The sequence below is a fragment of the Candidatus Symbiopectobacterium sp. NZEC135 genome (assembly GCF_025962695.1).
This window is the reverse complement of the sequence record NZ_JAGFPF010000196.1, coordinates 1-2,568: the sequence shown is the minus strand read 5'-3', so window position 1 is coordinate 2,568 and position 2,568 is coordinate 1. Positions and strand designations below refer to the sequence as shown.

The 2,568-nt window shown below is 56.7% G+C and carries 1 protein-coding gene; it reads left to right on the top strand.

The window, feature by feature from the left end:
- Positions 1 to 320: 320 nt before the first annotated feature.
- Positions 321 to 2,568, top strand: a 2,248-nt coding sequence (locus J5224_RS24845; protein ID WP_264627887.1) for a DUF4347 domain-containing protein, incomplete at its 3' end; no start/stop codon positions are given.

Sequence of the window (2,568 nt, the reverse complement as noted above, 5' to 3'; positions counted from 1 at the left end):
CTGCATCGCCGCACAAGGAATCTACCCACAGCGCCAGTAAGTGTTATCCCCTATCGACCCTATTGGCAACATCAGGTCGATACGGTTTTTTTTGCAATGATCTGCCACTCACGGTTATTAACCTGGCATTGCCAAAAGACGCTCTATTTTTTTAGCACCGATTGCTAAATTTACATTTCCAAGGATAAGTTTTTAACTTAGATTTACACCAAGACAACAAAACAATCATGTGGCAACTTTTTTTCGCTGTTTTGTTACGTGAGGTTTAGCGTCTCCCCTTCCGATTGTGATCACCAGGCAATGATTTTGGGAGTATTTTTATGCTATGGCGCCATTTGTTACAAACCCGCAGAAACAGCGACCGAAACACTGCCGCATTCAATGCTACCTCACCGACCCCACTCGGGGTGCTACTTGAAGCACGCATGATGTTTGATGGTGCTGTCGCCGCCACTGTCGCCCAGACGGACACCGCGTCATCGGCACCGGATGCCAACGCCACCGCCGCGAGCGACAGCAGCGACGCGCCCCATGCAGGGGACGGTACCCAGACGCAAAATAGCCAAACCGATCACACCAACAATCACGATGACAGCAGCGGTACCAGCGATATTGCGGTCGTCGGCGAAACAGTACGTAAAGAAGTGGTGTTTATCGATACCTCTGTCACCGATTATCAAACGCTGGTGGATAACGTCCCGGCGGGCATTGAAGTCGAGCTGTTTGACGGCAGCAAAGATGGCCTCAGCCAGTTGGTGCAGTGGGCACAAAGCCACAACGGCTATGACGCCATCCATATTCTGAGCCACGGTTCAGAAGGGGAAATCCAGTTAGGCAGCCTGACGCTAAACAGCGACACCGCTAACACCCGTGCCGCCGATCTCGCCACCTTGGGTGCCGCGCTAACAGATTCGGGGGATTTGCTGATTTACGGTTGCGACGTGGCGCAGGACTCCGGGCAAAGTTTCGTCACGCTGTTGGCACAGCTCACTGGCGCTGATGTGGCGGCCTCCAGTGATACTACGGGTGCCAGCGGACTGGGCGGCGATTGGGTTTTGGAAAGTCAGAGCGGCAGTATCGAAACCAGCGCAATACATATTGACGGTTATCGCCACACGCTCGATGTCAGCGGTACCACGGTCGATTTCCTGATTGACGATTTTCCCTTTTCCACTGGCACAGTGGGTTCCGGGGTCGAACTGTTTCTTGATGGCGGGTTTGATGTCGACAATTCCAACTGGTACGCCGATATCGACCCCGTCCACTCGACCATTACCATGGTCATGCTTAATGGCATCTACGCCAGCGACGGACTGGAATCGTTTGATTTTACCTTCTCCGGCAGCACGCTACTGGCTATCACCTCAGTCACCAAGGACAACGCAGCAACTACCAGTGCGGCGGATATCTCTGCCACGGTCAATGGCAATGATAAAACCATCACCTTTCACGTCAACACACAAAACACCAGTGGTGACGGCGTACTGGTGTGGCACTTTACCTCCACCAATTCGGGTCAATCTGCCGATAATGCCCCCACGGCCAGCGGCAGCGGGACCAACCCCACGTTCACCGAGAACGGCGCAGAAGTCGGTGTGTTTACCGGCATCAGTGTCGACACCCATGACACAGGGCAAACCTTCTCCAGCGCGGCATTTACCGTCAGCAACGTGGCGGGCAGCACCGAATACCTGACCATTCACGGCATCAATGTCGCGCTCAGCAACGGTAACAGCGTCTCGCTCGGCAGCGGTTTTGGCACCGCCAGTGTCAGCCTGAGCGGCGGTATCGCCACCGTCAGCATCACCGGTGCCACGCTAAGCAACAGCGACATGGGCAGCCTGCTGTCCGGCATAACCTACGGCAACAGCAGCGACAACCCCGGCAATGCCACACGCACGGTCACGCTAACGCAATTGACCGATTCCGGCACCAGCAACAATACCGTTGCGCCGAATATCAGCAGCGAAGTCACCGTGGTACCGGTGAACGATGCACCGACCGATATTACGCTCTCCTCCACCACCTTTGCGCAATCGCTCGGCAGCAACGGGACTGTCGCCACCCTGACGGCGACCGATGTGGATTCCAGCGTGTTTACCTACAGTCTGGTCAGCGGTAACGGCAGCACCGATAACGCCCTGTTCACCATTAGCGGCAACACCCTGAAAGCGGTCAACGCCAACGGCATGGCGGCGGGCACCTACTCGGTACGCTTGCAAGTGTCTGATGGCGAAGCCCCCTATGACAAGGTAGTGACGCTGGTGGTAGCCGATGATATCGCCCCGACGTTCGACCAGTCGCCAGCGGTCTCCAACGCCACAGCGGGCGGCTTCAATCTCAGCGGCAGCGACAGTGAGGGGGGGAATGTCTATTATGTGGTGGTGGCCGATGGTGCCAGCGCGCCGACCGCCGCACAGGTAATTGCCGGGCAAAATGCCGCAGGGGGTTCCGCCCCCGCCTCGGGCAGCCAGGTGCTGAACAGCGCGCCCTACAATTTCAGCTTTACCTTGCCCGGCCTTGCCGCCAGCACCGCGTATGGTGTGGATGTGGGGGGCAGGGGCAGCG